At 64.7% G+C, this 15,198-nt stretch carries 8 protein-coding genes; all 8 read left to right on the top strand.

Annotation, left to right across the window (positions count from 1 at the left end):
- Positions 1–51 precede the first annotated feature (51 nt).
- From BMY91_RS05410 to BMY91_RS05375, 8 genes are read left to right on the top strand one after another with little or no spacing between them, the layout of a single operon-like run.
- On the top strand, positions 52–1,464 hold the full coding sequence (locus tag BMY91_RS05410; protein ID WP_090819531.1) for a DUF58 domain-containing protein: 1,413 nt from the start codon (positions 52–54) through the stop codon (positions 1,462–1,464).
- On the top strand, positions 1,461–3,938 hold the full coding sequence (locus BMY91_RS05405; protein WP_090819529.1) for a transglutaminase TgpA family protein: 2,478 nt from the start codon (positions 1,461–1,463) through the stop codon (positions 3,936–3,938). The genes BMY91_RS05410 and BMY91_RS05405 overlap by 4 nt, the downstream gene beginning before the upstream one ends.
- Complete coding sequence (locus tag BMY91_RS05400; protein ID WP_090819527.1) at positions 3,928–5,424, top strand: RDD family protein; 1,497 nt, start codon at positions 3,928–3,930, stop codon at positions 5,422–5,424. Before BMY91_RS05405 ends, BMY91_RS05400 begins: the two co-directional genes overlap by 11 nt.
- Positions 5,421–6,341: a PP2C family protein-serine/threonine phosphatase gene (locus BMY91_RS05395; RefSeq protein ID WP_090819524.1), complete on the top strand. Its 921-nt coding sequence runs from the start codon at positions 5,421–5,423 to the stop codon at positions 6,339–6,341. Before BMY91_RS05400 ends, BMY91_RS05395 begins: the two co-directional genes overlap by 4 nt.
- Positions 6,328–8,238, top strand: coding sequence for an FHA domain-containing protein (locus tag BMY91_RS23075; RefSeq protein WP_090819521.1), 1,911 nt, complete (start codon positions 6,328–6,330; stop codon positions 8,236–8,238). The genes BMY91_RS05395 and BMY91_RS23075 overlap by 14 nt, the downstream gene beginning before the upstream one ends.
- The gene (locus tag BMY91_RS05385; RefSeq protein WP_090819518.1) at positions 8,235–9,971 is read left to right on the top strand and encodes a serine/threonine-protein kinase; all 1,737 of its coding nucleotides are present in this window, start codon (positions 8,235–8,237) and stop codon (positions 9,969–9,971) included. The genes BMY91_RS23075 and BMY91_RS05385 overlap by 4 nt, the downstream gene beginning before the upstream one ends.
- Before the next feature lie 45 nt (positions 9,972–10,016).
- Positions 10,017–10,721: a hypothetical protein gene (locus BMY91_RS05380; protein ID WP_090819515.1), complete on the top strand. Its 705-nt coding sequence runs from the start codon at positions 10,017–10,019 to the stop codon at positions 10,719–10,721.
- Positions 10,718–15,172, top strand: a complete 4,455-nt coding sequence (locus tag BMY91_RS05375; protein WP_090819511.1) for an FtsK/SpoIIIE domain-containing protein — start codon at positions 10,718–10,720, stop codon at positions 15,170–15,172. Before BMY91_RS05380 ends, BMY91_RS05375 begins: the two co-directional genes overlap by 4 nt.
- Positions 15,173–15,198: the final 26 nt, after the last annotated feature.

Below are 15,198 nucleotides of genomic sequence, written 5' to 3'. Positions count from 1 at the left end.
GGCAACGCGTCATCTCCGCACCTGCACCCCAGCCCTAACAAAGGTCCCCATATGTCCTCCAGCACACCCCCGAACAGGGCTGCTGATTCGCTCAAGCGCGCTGCGTCCGCACTTGGCGGCACGCTGCGCAGCCTGCGTGGCTCCGGCGGCGACGCCGGCAAACGTTCCACACGCCCAGGTAAGCCAGGAAGTCCAGGCAAATCCGGCACCCTTCGCCCCGCCGCAGTCTGGGCCGAAGCGGCTGGAACAGCCCGGGAAGCCCTTTCGCCGGCATGGCGCACAGTCCGGGCTGCGTGGCTGAAATTCGTCTGGCCCGTCCTGTCCGTGGTGAGCCTGCTGGGCTGGGTGGTCCTTGCCGCGGCGATCGGGCTGTGGTGGGCAGGGCAGGCCTGGGGCTGGCAAGAGGCGAAGTCGGCGGCCATGGTGGCGTTCCTTCTGTTCGTCCTGGCCATTGCATTCATCGTGGGCCGTTCGGCGTACGGTGTGGTCCTGGACCTCGCCCGTACCCGCGTGGCGGTGGGTGATGACGCCGTGGGCAGCATTGCGGTCTCCAACGTGTCCACCCGGCCGCTGCTTCCTGCTTCACTGGAGCTCCCCGTCGGTGCCAATACGGCCGTTTTCCATCTGCCCCGCATGAAACCGGCCCAGGTGCATGAGGACCTCTTCACCATTCCGACGGCACGCCGTGCCGTGATCGTGGTGGGCCCGGTCCGCTCCGTTCGCGCAGATCCTCTCCACCTGCTGCGCCGCCGCGTGATGTGGACTGAGCCAGTGGACCTGTACGTTCATCCCCGCACGGTGTCGTTGGGTAGCTCGGCAGCAGGCTTCATCCGGGACCTTGAAGGCATGCCCACCACAGAGCTTTCAAGCGCCGATGTGTCCTTCCACGCCCTTCGGGACTATGTGCCCGGAGACGATCGGCGCCACATCCACTGGAAAACGACGGCACGCACCAACAAGCTCATGGTCCGCCAATTCGAAGAGACCCGCCGGGCACACCTGGCCATTTCGCTGTCCATCAATACGGACGAGTACAGCTCCGAGCCGGAATTCGAGATGGCAATCTCCGTGGCCGCGTCCATCGGCCGCCAAGCGATCCGCGAACAGCGCGAGTTGGACGTGCTGACCCAGAAGGGTCCGCTCCGCTGCGAAACCGGCCGTAACCTCCTGGACGACACCACAAGGATTGTCGGGGCACCCATGCGGAAGACCGCCGTCGACCTCGCCCGGACGTTGTCGGACACCGTCCCCAACGCCTCCGTGGTGTTCTTTGTGGTGGGCAGCCATGTGACCGCCACACAGCTGCGCTCCGCGGCTGCGTCCGTCCCTCCCGGCGTCCGGAGCCTCGCGGTCCGTGTTCAACCCGGAGCGGCGCCGTCGAGGGCCAACATCGCGGACCTGACGGTCCTCACGGTTGGTGACCTGGACGATCTTGCCATTGTTCTTCGAAAGGCGGCAGCATGAGTACCGCGCCGAACCTGCGCGTACGCCCCCGCGCCGCCAAGCCCGCCAGCCGCGCCACCAGCGGATCAATGTTCGCTGATGGACGCCCCTTATGGCACTTCGCCGTCGACTGCGGCGCGCTGGTGGTCCTGCTGTTCCTGGGTGTTCTGGGTTTCAGCCTGAGTTTCGGGGGAGACCCGCACTATCTGGTGGCCGGCCTGGGCGGTGTGTTACTGGGGCTGGGCATCGCCGTCCTGAACGCCCACCTCCGCCTGGGACTGCTGATCACGGCCGCCCTGGCCTTCGGCGCCTACATGCTGTTCGGTTCCGCCCTGGCGGTGCCGGACTCGGCGGTCCTCGGCTTCCTGCCCAGCCTTGATTCGCTGCGGACCCTTCTGCTGGGTGTGGTGTTCTCGTGGAAGGACATGCTGACCGTCGGGGTGCCGGTGGGCACGGCCAACGGCATGCTCATTGTGCCGTTCCTCAGTTCATTGCTCACGGCGCTTTCCGCCGGCCTGCTGACATGGCGCCTGAAGAGTCCTTACTGGCCGTTGCTTCCCGTGCTGGTTCTCTTCGTGACGGGTATTGCGTTCAGCACCAACGCAGGTTTCCTCACCGTAGAGCGCGGCGTCTCACTGACCATCGTCTCGATTGTCTGGGCGACCTTCCGTCGCGACGTCCTCCGGCAACGGAGCACCAAGACAGTTTCTGCCAACCGGCCGGATTCCGACGCCGGTGCTGCGCGCCGCGGCCAACTCCGGCGCCTGGGGACTGCTGCAGCCGTGATCGCCGTTGCAGTCGGCGTCACCGCCATTGCATCTCCGCTGGTCTCTGCCGGCGACGACCGGAAGGTGCTGCGCAACACGATCGTCCCGCCGTTCGATCCGCGGGACTACATCACGCCCCTGGCCAGTTTCCGGAACTTCGTCAAGGACGAGAAGGACAGCACGCTGTTCACGGTCAAGGGCCTGCCCAAGGATGCCCGTGTCCGGCTGGCGGCGCTGGATGCCTTCAACGGGCTGAACTACACCATGGACCCCAACAGCTCCGGCAACTTCAGCAAGGTTGGCGATGCCCGCTCGCTGAACACGTTGGCTGACACCGGGAGCCCGTTGAAGGGCACCAACTACGCGCTGGACATCACCATCGAGGACTACCAGGGCTATTTTGTCCCAGGCGGACGGCACACCACCGGGATGAGCTTCGCTGATACCTCCGGTGCGGCATCCGGTCTCTATTTCAACGCAGGAACTGACACCGCAGTCACCACCAAAGGCATGGCCAAGGGGGACAATTACACGGTCCAGGTCTCCGACCCCGGGACGCTGGAACACGGCCAGCTGACGCAGTACGACTTCGCGAAGCTGACGCTGCCGGAGGCAGAAGAAGTGCCACCGATCGTCGCCTCGCAGGCCAACGAGCTTTCGGCCGATGCACCCACGGCCATTGACCGTGTACGGCAGATTGAAGCGCATTTCCAGAAGAGTGGTGCTTTCAGCAATGGCTTGGTGACCGAGGGGCAGCTTCCCAGCCTCCCCGGGCACAGCGCGGCCCGCGTCCGCAATATGCTCTCCGCCAAGCAGATGCTGGGTGACGACGAGCAGTACGCCGTGTCCATGTCCCTGATGCTGCGCCATTTGGGCATTCCGTCCCGTGTGGTTATGGGCTTCTACCCGGATCCCAAGAGCCCTGAAAACGGTGCCGGGAACATCAAGATCACCGGTAAGGACGTGCACGCCTGGGTCGAGGTGGCTTTCGACCGCGTTGGCTGGGTGTCCTTCGATCCCACCCCACCCAAGGACAACGTCCCCATTCCTCCGGACCCGGAGAACAAATCCAAGCCCAAGCCGCAGGTCCTGCAGCCGCCGCCCCCGCCGCAGGAACCCGCAGACCTGCCGCCGGACTCCACACCGGACGCTTTGGACGCTGACGAGAAGAAGAACAACCCCTGGCTCTTCTGGGGTCCGCTGCTGGCAGCCATTGGAGTTGCGCTGATTCCGTTGGGGATCCTGGCGTTGCCGCTGCTGCTCATCATTCTGTTGAAAGCACGACGCCGGAAGTCGCGTTTCCGTGATGGACACCCCGCCCAGCGGGTAGGCGGCGGTTGGAACGAAGTGATCAGCCTCGCTACCGACATGGGTGCCTCGATTGACACCAAGTCCACACGGCGGGAATCCGCCACGGTCCTGGCCGATGCCTTCCCAACTGCCGGCACCACCACAACGATGCTCGCGCACCGGGCCGACGCCGCAGTATTCGGCGCTGGCCAGCCCAGCGAGGACGAGGTGAAGGAGTACTGGGAGATCGTGGACTCCTCGCTGGAAGACATCACTGGCAGCGTTGGTTTCTGGAAGCGGCAGCAAGCACGCTTCTCTCCGCGTTCACTTCTTTCGGACGGCAGGGCCGCCTTGCGCCGCCGTGATCAGGCGCCCACCGATCCTGGAAAACGAGGCTTCCGCTTGCCGTTCAAGAAGGACACACCAGATGAACAGTGAGACGGAACTTTGCCCGGCCTGCCGGCACGCGGTCCGTCCGGGGGCAGCGTTCTGCACCCAATGCGGGTCTCCATTAAGCAACCGCGGGGCCCGCAAGGAGGGCAATATCAACCACGCCCAGCGGGCCGCGCAGGAGTTCGCAACCCGGCAGGGACTGCCCGATCCCGGTAGTATCGCGGTAGTGTCGGCGCCGGTACAGCCGACGCATCCGGGAACAACAACAATGCCGGACCGAAGGCAGGGGCCAGGGGGAGGGACCACTATGACCACCAAGCTCGAGTTGGTGCCCGCAACTGCGGGGAAGCGCCTTGGCGCAGCCGTCCTTGACTGGCTGGGTCCAGTTGCCGTCCTTGCCACCACCTTCGCCATTGGGATTGCCGGCATTACGCAAACCCGCCGGAACGGCTTCATCGTCTACGACACAGGCCTGTTGGTCCTCTTGGGCAGCATCGGCCTTGGCGTCACAGTGGTGTACACCGTGGTGCTCCTGGCACTTGAAGCAAAGACCGGAATTACTGTTGGCAATAAGCTCATGGGGATCCGCAGTTCAGACGCCGATGGCTATGCGCCCGGAGCAGGGGCAGTGTTTGTCCGCGGAATAGTTACCGGGGGCCTCCTGCTTCTCGGCGGGATTGTTTCCGTGATTCTTTCCGCGCTGGGTTTGATTGGCCTGGTGTTGTTCATCGGGCTGCCGCTGATGGTCCTCGGAGTCGTCTGGGCCATCCTTGTGGTGGTATCCAACGCGTGGGACAAGAACGGCAAACTGCGTGGTTGGCAGGATAAAGCCGCCAAGTCGCTGATGTTTGACGTCAATGCCGGACGCAACCCCGTGACGACCGGTGGTATCCAAGGTCCTTACAGCTTTGCGCCGATGGACCTCCCGCCGGTGCAACCCGTCGCCTCTCCGGTTCCCTCAGCTTCTGCACACGGCGCATCGCCGGCCATACGCACACAGGCCGCAGCTGTGGCCACCGCCGCGCCGGCTCCGCAGCCTTCGCATGACCCCAACCAATGGCGCCCACCAACGGCACCGCGCCCGGCGTCGGTCCCGCCACAGCCGGCACCTGTGATCCCGCCGGCCGCTGCCGTGATCCCGGCGCACCCGGATGACGATATTGAGCGCACCCAGATGCGTCCCGGCACCGCACGGGCCCAGGCTGTCCTGCGAATCCGCATTGACGACGGCCAGGATGTCCAATTGGGCGGCTCGGTCCTTCTGGGCCGAAACCCCTCAGCGCAGGCCGGGGAGCAAGTAGAGCAGTTACTTCCCGTCTCTGATCCGGGCAGGTCCATCTCCAAAACGCACCTGCACCTGCGTGTAGATGGCGACGGCGTCTGGGTCACTGACCGCAACTCCACCAACGGCAGCGCCGTCACTACGCCCGACGGCCTCCAGACGCGACTCCATCCGGGCGAAGCTGTTTTGGTCCGTCCCGGTTCCACCGTTCACTTTGGGGACCGTTCCTTCCACCTAGGACAAGCATGAACTCACAGTCGGCCAGCCCTGCCAACGCCGAAGCCGGTGCGGGCGCAACTTCCTTCCGTCTCAGTTACGGGTATGGGACGGACCGCGGCCTTCGACGCGAACTGAATGAAGACTCCTTCATCGCCGCGGACCCCGTCTTTGCGGTCGCTGACGGCATGGGCGGTCACGAGGCCGGCGAGATTGCCAGTGGGATGTGTGTCCGGACCTTGGGCAGTGCCCCGGAACTCTCGGCGGGTGTGCGGACGGCATCCGCTGCGGACTTGCAGGCATGCCTGTTGAAGGCCGATGCGGGTATCCGCAAGGCTACGGGAGCACGGGCGGGAACCACGTTGTCCGGTGTTGTGGTGGTTGAGCAGATGGGCCTGCCGTACTGGCTGGTCATGAATATTGGCGATTCCAGGACGTACCGGCTCAGCCAGGGCGAGTTCACCCAAGTCAGCGTTGACCACTCCGAGGTCCAGGAACTGGTTGATTCCGGTGACATCACGGCCGAGCAAGCAGCCGTCCACCCCCGCCGCCACGTAGTCACCCGTGCGTTGGGCACGGGCGACGAGACCGAAGCCGATTTCTGGTTGCTTCCCATCCAGGAAGGTGACCGGATCATGGTCTGCTCGGATGGCCTCAATGGCGAACTGGGGGATGACCACATGTTCCGGATCCTCAGCACCGTGGCTCACCCCCAGGATGCCGTGGACGCGCTGATCCAGGCTGCCCTGCGCAGCGGCGGCCGCGACAACGTCACGGTGATTGTGGTTGATGCCAAGAACGTCTTGAACGACGCCGGTATCGCCACCACTGCGCCGCGCCCGGAAGTTGGGTCCGAGGTTGAGGAGGACACGCTTCCCAGGGCCTGGGTGAATGGTACGGACGATGCGTCGGAAAACGGCCGTGAGGAAGGCATCGATGGCAAGCAGTAACCCCCTGTGGCGCACCCGCTACCAGCAGGGCGAGTGGTTTGCTGTGATCCGCAACGGAACAGTGGTGCTCCTCGGCCCGGACACGCCACATGCACTGATCGATGCGGTCTGGGAGCTTTTGGCATCCTCACCTGAAGCGCACGAGGTTCTCCACGAGGTAACGGATGCCTTCGGCGTTTCGCTGAGCCGCATCCCTCCGTTCGGCATCATCGATTCCAAGGACGGACTGCGGGTATTCCTCCGTGGCGATCTGGACCTGGCGGTCCAGTCGGAGACGGGCGAAGAAAAGTTGACGGGTCGGGACGTCACTACGTGGACCGAACGCCGGCTCGCCGGTGCTGCATCGTTCAGCCTCCGCATTGGTGGCACCACTGCGTCCGGGACTCCTGTGAAAACACTCCCGTTGAACAGCCTGCCCTTGGTGGAAGGCGTCGTTTTGCTGGCATCGCTCGACGCTGCCGCCCGCGGACACGACCACCACGACGCTACTCCGGCCATCCAGTCCGCGGGTGTTTCCACCGTGGAGCCGGAACCGGCGGTGCCCGGCCCGGTTTCCGGGCGGGTGTCCGACGAGACCATGATCGGCTATGCGGAGGCAGACCTGGGCCTGACCATCGCGCCGGGCCACCTGGGCTACGCCGCCGACGAGTCAGCAGCCCCGGAGGAGCCCGCCTCAGACGAGCCTTCTCCGGAGGAGCCTGCCTCAGGCGAGTACTCTCCGCAGGCGCCGGCTTCAGATGAGCATTCTCCCGGGGAACGTGCAGCGGTGAAGGCTCCAGTGGAATCCGCTGCGGGGGAACGCGCCGCGGAGGATCTTGCCGCCCTTGAGCCTCCTGCTTTAGAGGTGCCGGTCGTGGAAAACACATCGGAGACGCCCGAGGTTTCGGTCCACACGAGCACCACCGATCCACTGGTTCCGTCACTGGAGAACACCACCAACTATGACCACTTGTGGGACAAAACGGTGATGCGCACCATCGAAGATGCGGCCGTCCGCCTGCAGGACGAGTCCGAGGACCATGAGGGCCCCGCTCCCAAAGAGCCGGATGCCCCTCCATCCAAAGAGCCGGACGCCCCTGTGTCGGCGCCGGCGTATGCCGTGCCGGAATCCGGACCGGCACCCAGCCCGGCGACGCCTCCTGCACCGGCTCCCGCGTCGGCCCCGGCTGATGGCCTGATCGACTCCCTTCCGTGGCTGCGCAGCACTCAAGCCGCACCCGAAGCCGGGAACTCCACGGCTGGTTCTCCGCTCAAGCCGGCAGCCGATCCGGCGCCCCAGCTGCCCTCCGCCTGGCTACCATCACTGTCCCAGGCTCCTTCACCGGTCCACGCTGTGGACGAGGATTCGGATCATGACGGCCAGACGATCATGAAAAGCGTCCTTCCCTTGGACGATCATGGTGCCGACACTCCTGCGCCACCATCTGCGGCAGTCAACGGACCCAGCGTTTTGGCGAGGGTGTGTTCCCAAGGGCACGCCAACCCGCCCACCTACCCCCAGTGCTCGGTATGCGGCACGGCCCTGTCAGGCGATGCAGAGCAGGTTCCGCGTCCGCGGCTGGGCCGGATGCGGCTTTCCACGGGTGAGCTGATCGATCTCGATCAGTCGCTCATCATCGGCCGGCAGCCCTCCGTATCCCGGGTCCAAGGTGGCACCATGCCACGGCTGGTCCAGGTGGAGAGTCCCGGTGGAGACATCTCCCGCTCCCACGTTGAAGTCCGGCTGGAAGGGTGGCACGTGATGCTGTGTGATCTGAAAGCAACCAACGGCACCGTGCTCATCCGGGAGGGCCAGGCACCCCGCAGGCTCGCCCAAAACGAAATGGCCATTTTGCTTGATGGCGATATCGCAGAACTGGGTGACGATATTTCATTGCGTTTCGAGGAGATTCTTTGAGTTCCAAGAGGCCCCCCGCGCCGCCACCACCCATCCCGGGTTTCAAGTACATCAGTCTGCTCGGCTCGGGTGGATTCTCGGATGTTTACCTTTACGAACAGGACAGGCCGCGCCGAAAGGTAGCGGTCAAGGTGCTGCTGTCCGACCTGAAGACCGAGGGCGCCCGCCGTCGCTTCGAGTCCGAGGCCAACCTGATGGCCCAGCTGTCCTCGCACCCGTACATCGTGACCATCTTCGAAGCCGAGATCACCGAGAACGGGCACTCGTATCTCGCCATGGAGTACTGCTCCAGGCCAAGCCTCGATGTCCGCTACCGCCGTCAGCGGTTCAGCGTGGACGAAGTCCTGGCCGTCGGCATCCAGGTGGCTTCCGCCGTCGAAACCGCGCACCGGGCCGGCATTGTGCACCGTGATATCAAGCCGGCAAACATTCTGGTGACCGACTACAACCGTCCCGCGCTGACGGACTTCGGCATCTCCGGCACCATTGGTGCGGATACCGAGGACGACGCCGGAATGTCCATCCCGTGGTCTCCGCCAGAACAGTTCCGTGGCGGTGCAGTGGACGGCGTTCCTGTGGACATCTGGGCCCTGGGCGCTACGCTTTATACCCTGCTGGCCGGCCGGTCACCGTTCGTGCTGCCGGGGCAGGATAATTCGCAACGGGAACTGATTTCCCGTATCACCAACTCCCCATTGCCCAGGCTTGGCCGGGCCGATGTCCCGGAGTCCCTGGAACTGGTGCTGGCCACGTCCATGGCGAAGTCCCCGGACTCGCGCTATTCGTCCGCGCACGCTTTTGCCCTGGCCTTGCAGCGGATCCAGACCGAGTTGAACCTGTCCGTGACGCCCTTCGAAGTGCTCGAAGAACCCGGTCACGGAGACGAGCAGCACCCGGACGATAACTTCGAGGAAACCCGGGTCCGGAGCATCGCGGCGATCGACCCCGATGCGTCGGGTACGGCCACCACGGGTTCTGCGCCCACGTTTCCAGCCCGGACTTTCCCTTCCACCGTGCCGGGCAGCGCCTCCACACCGGCGCCGCCTGCCCAGGCAACGCACGCCACCCAGGCTACCCAGCCACCGCAGGCCGCCCCGCCACTGTTCCATGCACCGGCGCACGGACTGTACCCGGGCCACGTTGGCCAAGCCCCGGCGGAACAGGAAACAGGGGAGTCCACCGTCCTGCGCGGTTGGCAATCCACCACGGCTCAGGACGACTCCAGCGCCACCGTCAGGCGAAGCAGTTCTCCTGCGGTGGCGCCGACCGGGTCTCAGGATGACGCGCCTGCCGATCACAGCAAGCGCAATCTCTGGCTCGCCGCAACGGGTGCAGCAGTTTTGGTCGTCGCCATTGTGGTGGGCGTGGTCCTGGGCGCCCAGGCACAGCCGAAGGTGGCTCCCACCGAATCGGCCAGCAAGCCGCCTGCCGACGCTCTGAGCGACGGCAGCGTCCCCGACGTGCAGGGGCTCCACCCTGAGGTACAGTCCGGGGGCACTGGTCCGCCCCTGATCTTTTTCCGCTGGGACTACGTAGAGCTCAAGCCGGGTGACACTTTCAAATGGCGAACAAAGTCTGCAAAGTCCGAGGGGCCGTACGAGTCGACCCTTGCCAGCTTCGCGCTCCTTTCCAGCACCACGGAGAAGCCCGTCTGCGTGCAGGTCATCATTGTGCGCGCGGACGGCTCCGCCTCACCGGGCGGGCCGGATTCCATTGCCTGCCTGGAAGAGTAGCCGGCATATGACAGTTTCTTACCGCCGACTGAGGAGGCACAGATCATGGGGGATCTAGCAATAGATTTCTGTGGGGAATGGTACGAACCATCCGACGAGGACATCTTCGACATTGGCCGTGAAGGTGATCTGGAGGTGGACGACAACCCCTACCTGCACCGGCGTTTCCTTCAGATCGCCCGCTACGACGGAATGTGGTGGCTGAGCAACGTGGGCACCATGTTGTCGGCCACCATCGCGGATGGATCCGGCGGAATGCAGGCCTGGCTTGCGCCGGGGGCCAGGATCCCGCTGGTGTTCAGCCACACCAATGTCATCTTCACTGCCGGACCCACCACTTATGAGTTCGCTGTTCATTTGAAGACGCCGTCGTTCCGTCACGAGGCCCGCGACGAGGACCAAGCGGGGGACACCACCATTGGTCCCGTAGTCTTCACGGACTCGCAAAAGGCCCTGATCGTTGCCTTGGCCGAGCCGATGCTGCGACGTGAAGGAACAGGCTTCAGCGCCATTCCATCATCGGCGGAGGCGGCCAAGCGGCTGGGGTGGGCGCTGACCCGTTTCAACCGCAAGCTGGACAACGTCTGCGACAAACTTGATCGCGTGGGCGTTGTTGGCCTGCGCGGCGGAGCCGGAAAACTTGCTACCAACCGCCGGGCGCGGCTGGTGGAACACGCCGTCACCTCACATCTGGTGACTCCGGCCGATCTGCACCTTTTGGACACCATGACTGGAGCCGACGACGCATGAAGTTCCGCTTGACCTTGCGGCGTGACCCCGCTGACGCGAAGGACCTCGCCGTCACCGTAGACGGTCGTGCCACCGTGGCTGACATTGCCACCGAACTCTGGGTTGCCGACCCCGCGCGCAAGGGGACCGAACCGCCGTCGAACCTTTCCATCAGCGTGGATGAAGCGTTCGTTGGCGGCGGTCTGTCCGGCCACGTCCTGCGGCCCACTGAGAACCTGCTGGAGTCCGGGCTGCGGCCCGGTTCCAAAGTTTCACTCGCGCAGGTGAGCGAGCAGTTCGCGTCGAATGGCCACGCCTCCGGCTCCAACAGGGGACCGGCTGCGGCGACGTTGCGCGTCATGTCAGGGCCCGACGTCGGACGCGAATTTTCGCTGCCTTTCGGTACCAGCTACATCGGCCGGGACCGGGACGCCGACATCCGCCTCTCGGACCCGTTGACGTCCAAGCGCCACGCCCGCGTCACGGTGGGCGAAACCGTGGAGATCGTGGACACGAACTCCGCCAACGGCCTGCTCATGGATGGTCTGCCAGTCACGAGGGCAACGCTTGAATCGTCGGACACTGTCACGCTGGGTGACACCACCGTAGGCGTTGTTGCCCTGTCCAGGAACCACAGCGGTGGTCCGTCGTCGCCGCTGGTGGACTTCAACCGCTCGCCGCGCGTGCTGCCGCGGTTCGAGTCGCCCAAGCGCGTGCCGCCGGCCGGTCCCAAGCGTCCGGAACACCAGCCGTTCCCGTACATCATGCTGGTGGCGCCACTGCTGATGGGTGGCGTGCTCTTTGCCGTGACCCAGAACCTGCTTTCGGTGCTGTTTATGGCCATGATGCCGCTGTTCATTGTGGGCCACTATGTGGACCACAAAATGCAGAGCAAGCGGGCGGCGAAGGAAGGCCACAAGCAGTTCAAGGCCGCAATGCTGGCATTCCGTGAGGACATCGACCGGCAGCAGAACATTGAGCGCGCAGTCAGGCTCCAGGAAGCACCCTCGGTCAGCGATACCGTGGACGCGATCTACAAGCTGGGCCCGCTCTTGTGGACCAACCGCCCCGAGCACCAGCACTTCCTGGGCGTCCGTTTTGGGCTGGGATCCGCGCCGTCCCGTATTCCCTTCGACGAGCCTGGCGCCAACGAGACCGAACCCCAGTACATGAGGGAAATCCAGGAGTGCCTTCAGCAGGTCCGTGTCATCGAGGGTGTGCCGATTGTGTCGCAGCTGCGTACCTCGGGCTCGTTCGGCGTGGCGGGTGACCGCGCTGTGGTGGACGACGTGGCACGGGGCATGGTGCTCCAGTTGGTGGGTCTCCATTCGCCCGCCGAGGTTGTCCTGACCTCGCTGACTTCGGCCCGATCCCGTGAACGCTGGGACTGGCTCCAGTGGCTCCCGCACGTTGGTTCCGGCCACAGCCCCCTGTCCGGTGACCACCTCGCAGCAGGACCCGGAGCAGGGGCCGCACTGTTGTCGCGCCTCGAAAGCCTGGTGGAAGAACGCGAATCAATGGCCAAGGAGCCGGGTCCGCAGCCGCGGCCCGGGCTCAAGGACGAGCATGAGGAACTTCCCGGCCCGGTAGTGCCTGCTGTCCTGGTGATCGTGGAGGACGATGCTCCTGTGGACCGCGGACGCCTCACCCGTTTGGTGGAACGCGGACCCGACTACGGCGTGCACATCATGTGGGTGGCCGCCAACGTGCAGTCCCTTCCGGCAGCCTGCCGCGATTTCCTTTCCGTCGACGGGGATCACGGCACCACCACAGGCCAGGTCCGCCTGGGCCGCCACACGTATCCGGTGAGCTGTGAAAGCCTGGACGCGGATCTGGCGACGCAACTCGCGCGCATGATGTCGCCGCTGGTGGACGTCGGAAACCCGCTCGACGACGACTCCGACCTCCCGCGGGCGGTCTCCTATGCCACGTTGATTGGCAAGGAGCTCATGGACAACCCGCAAGCGGTGGCCGAGCGCTGGCAGGAGAACAACTCAGTCCACGCAACGGCGGTGCCCAACCGCAAGGACAACGGCAGCCTCCGTGCCCTGGTGGGTTCCAAGGGCGTGGAGCCCTTCTACCTAGACCTCAAGAACGAAGGCCCGCACGCACTCGTGGGGGGAACAACAGGAGCCGGTAAGTCTGAGTTCCTGCAGTCCTGGGTCATGGGTATGGCTGCGGCTTACAGCCCGGACCGGGTCAGCTTCCTGTTTGTGGATTACAAGGGCGGCGCTGCGTTCGCGGACTGCCTGCACCTGCCCCACACCGTGGGCCTGGTGACGGACTTGTCCCCGCACCTGGTCCGCAGGGCCCTGACCTCCCTGCGCGCTGAACTGCACTACCGGGAACGGCTCCTGAACCGCAAGAAAGCAAAGGACCTGTTGGCGCTGCAACGCGAGGCCGATCCTGAAGCACCGCCCTATCTCATCATCATCGTGGACGAGTTCGCTGCCTTGGCTACCGAGGTTCCCGAGTTCGTCGACGGCGTGGTGGATGTGGCGGCCCGTGGCCGTTCGCTGGGCCTGCATCTGATCCTCGCCACCCAGCGGCCCGCCGGTGTGATCAAGGACAACCTGCGTGCCAACACGAACCTGCGCGTCGCCCTTCGTATGGCTGATGAAGTGGACGCCGTGGATATCCTTGGCGTTCCCACTGCTGCCTACTTTGATCCGTCAATCCCCGGACGCGGTGCCGCGAAAACCGGCCCCGGACGCATCCAGGGCTTCCAGACCGGGTATGCCGGCGGCTGGACCACGGACAAGCCCCAGCGTCCGCGGATCGACATCGTGGAGATGGCGTTCGGTTCCGGTCCTACATGGGAACCGCCGTTGGTGGCCCAAGTGGAGGAAGAACCGGCCGGACCCAACGACATTGCCAGGATGACCGGAAACATCATCCGTGCCGCTGACGTTCTGTCGATAGACCCTCCCCGGAAGCCGTGGCTCAACGAACTGGCCACAACCTACGACTTCTCCAAGCTCCCCAACCCACGTACGGATGAGCGTCTCCTGCTGGGCGTGGCGGACGATCCCGCGCACCAGGACCAGCCCACCGTGTTCTACGAACCGGACAAGGACGGCAACATGGCCGTCTATGGCACGGGCGGATCAGGGAAGTCGGCGGCGTTGCGCAGCATCGCGATCGCCGCGGCTGTCACACCCCGCGGTGGTCCCGTGCATGTTTACGGCATCGACTGCGGCTCCTCCGGGCTGAAGATGCTGGACGGACTTCCGCACGTTGGCGAGATTATTAACGGCGACGACGTCGAACGTGTGGGCAGGCTTTTGCGCTGGCTCAAGGAAGTGGCTGACGATCGCGCCGCCCGGTTTGCCGAGGTCAGGGCCTCCACCATCGTCGAGTACCGCCAGTTGGCCAACAGGCCCGACGAAAAGCGGATCTTCATCCTGGTGGACGGCATGTCCTCGTTCCGGGAGGGCTACGAGTACAGCAAGTTGTCGGCGTTGTGGGACATCTTCCTCACGCTGGCCACAGACGGCCGTCCCCTGGGCATCCACCTGGTAGTGAGCGGTGACCGCACCAACTCCGTTCCGGCGTCGCTCCTTGCCTCCATCCAGAAGCGGCTGGTCCTGCGACTCAGCTCCGAGGACGACTACATGACCCTGGACGTTCCCAAGGATGTGCTCAACGCAGCGTCGCCTCCCGGGCGTGGGCTGTTGGATGGGCTGGAAGTGCAGCTCGCCGTGCTGGGTGGCAACTCCAACCTGGCCCTGCAAGCACGCGAAGTGGCCAAGCTCAGCCAGGCGATGGTCCGGCAAGGGCTCGAGCAGGCACCCCAGATCCAGCGCCTTCCGGAGTTGGTTGACCTGGACATCCTGCCCTCGGGTGCTCCGGACAACCCCGTGATTGGCGTGGACGACGAGACACTGGGTTCCGCGGCGATCGCTGCCAAAGGCTCCCTCCTGCTGGCAGGTCCGCCGGGTGCCGGCCGCACGGTGGCGCTGGTCACCTTGGCGTATGCCTTGCGACGCTCCAACCCGCGGACCGACCTCATCTACATCGGCTCGAGGCGCTCAGCGGTAGCCTCACTGAATATCTGGAGCAGGTCCCTGGTGGGCCCGGACGAAGTCTCCGATGTGGTGGATGATCTGATCGACAAAGCCTCGGACAACCCCGGCAGCATGGCCATCTTCATCGAGGGACTGACCGAGTTCACCGACACACTGGCTGAATCCGGCGTGGGCCGCTTGGTCACGGCCGCCATCAAGGCAGATCAATGGGTAGTAGGTGAGTCTGAAACCTCCACGTGGTCCCAGGCCTGGTCCCTTGCCCAGCCCTTCAAGTCCGGTCGCCGTGGACTGTTGCTCAATCCCGGGGACGTGGAGGGTGACAGCCTGCTCAACACCTCCTTGGGCCGCATCAGTACGGACTTCATCCCAGGCCGCGGATACATCGTGGGACGTGGAAAGGTACGCAAACTGCAGATCGCGATGCCACCGGAAAACCGAAGCTAGGATTTGCGGCGGCGCGGGGGATGTAG

It is taken from the genome of Arthrobacter sp. yr096 (assembly GCF_900108925.1).
In the GTDB taxonomy this organism is placed as follows: Bacteria; Actinomycetota; Actinomycetes; order Actinomycetales; family Micrococcaceae; genus Arthrobacter.
The sequence above is the reverse complement of the archived record's forward strand: the minus strand, read 5'-3'. Positions and strand labels throughout refer to the sequence as shown.